The organism is Chryseobacterium sp. T20, assembly GCF_047345655.1.
In the GTDB taxonomy this organism is placed as follows: domain Bacteria; phylum Bacteroidota; class Bacteroidia; order Flavobacteriales; family Weeksellaceae; genus Chryseobacterium.
In genome coordinates this window covers 1-1,634 of sequence record NZ_JBLFDU010000023.1, presented here as the reverse complement: position 1 = coordinate 1,634, position 1,634 = coordinate 1, and the positions used below count along the sequence as shown (strand labels likewise).

General features: G+C 33.3%; 1 protein-coding gene. It reads right to left on the bottom strand.

What is annotated here, in order from left to right:
- Positions 1–92 precede the first annotated feature (92 nt).
- Positions 93–1,520, bottom strand: coding sequence for an IS1182 family transposase (locus tag ACMA47_RS25130; RefSeq protein WP_413931996.1), 1,428 nt, complete (start codon positions 1,518–1,520; stop codon positions 93–95).
- Between the last annotated feature and the right edge of the window lie 114 nt (positions 1,521–1,634).

Below are 1,634 nucleotides of genomic sequence, written 5' to 3'. Positions count from 1 at the left end.
GTGGCTGTTGCACAAAGTAGTTTTGCGAAGCCACAAATAATTCCGTTCTAAAATTAGGAAGGTTGAGGAATCAATCTTCCTTTTTATTTTGGTTATAAAATGTAGGCGGTGTGGTTAAATAACCATTCCCTCAAAAAATCAGTGATACCTTTAAGATAGGTAATAATCTTTGGTCTTAGCTTTTGTAATGGTGTTTTATTTGTAAGCACAAGCTTTTTTAGGTTGTATGCTACAGCTGCCATAACCATACATTTATTTGCTAGTTTTATACCTTTTGTTAAAACCTTGCTCATAGCAGTGAAATTTACAAGTGTTCCAATAACTGGTTCTACGGTACTTGATCTCAATTTTCTCATTTTTATGCCTTTGAGAGTTTTCATTCTTAAATGCATTTCATCATACAGATGTTTACTAATCGTATCTTCCAATGCCTTTACTCCAACAGAATTGGCACAATTGCCTTTAAGGGGACAGTTTTTACAATCTTTGACAGAGGTTTTATAAATTTTATAGGTATTATGACTATCAGTTCTAAAATGTCGGAAAGTAAGCAACTTGCCTTGGGAACAAATATAAGAGTCATTTGATTTATCATAAGTAAAACCATCCCTGTTAAATTTGTATTTGCCACTATTGGGGATATATGCAATTATATTGTTTTCAGATAAAAATTTCAGCGCTTTCCCGCTACTATAACCGTTGTCTGCAAGAATTTCTCTTAGTTGAAGTCCTGTTTCTTTTAAATTATTATGGACATGATGTACTAATTCGGGTAAACAGTATGCATCACCTTTATCTGATTGAAATGCCTGTATATGGGTGATAACGTGTTTTCTAGTGTCTACGGATACTTGTGCCAAATAATTTAGTCTAGTAACTTTTCCTGGTTTTACAGACATTCGAGAGTCAGGGTCTGCCGGACTTATATGTGTTTTGTTGCTACGTTTCACTTTCCTATCTTTTAAAGGCAATTTCCGTATCGGAACTTCTTCCTCATTATTTATTAATTCTTGTGTGTAAACTAATGCATCATCCAAAACTTCTTTTTCAACCATGCTGGTTAGAGAAGCATTAGCTTTAACAAATACACTATCGACTGCCTGTTTTTTTCCTGAAACCAATCCTCTTTCTACACATTGTTTTAATATGCATTTAAAAATTGAAGTAAATACTTCCTCGCCATAGAGCTGTCGGGTACGGCTCAGAGTAGAATGCCAAGGAAGTTCTTCATCCAAGTCATAGCCAATGAAGTAAAGAATATCCATCCGCATACGAGAAGTACTTATGATCCGTCTATCACTATTCAGATTCTCTAAATAACCTACCAACATTAATTTCATGAAAACCACAGGATCTATACTTTTCTGCCCCTGACTGCCATAATATTTAGAGGTCAAGGTATATAGAAAATCAAAATCAATAATATCTTTTAATTTTTTATAAAAATTATCTTGAGGTATATAATCCGAAAGCTGGAACTGAATAAATAACTTTTCCTGGTAAAACTTTTTTCCTTGCATATATAAATATACAAATAATAATCTGATTAACAGTTATTTATGTAAATAAAAAACAGCAGGAATGTATTCCTGCTGTCCTTTTAAAATGCTAAGGTGAAGTTGTGCAACAGTCAC

Bases quoted from the DNA above. Each gene is read 5' to 3' on its own strand.
- ACMA47_RS25130 (WP_413931996.1), bottom strand. From the start codon at position 1,520: ATGCAAGGAAAAAAGTTTTACCAGGAAAAGTTATTTATTCAGTTCCAG.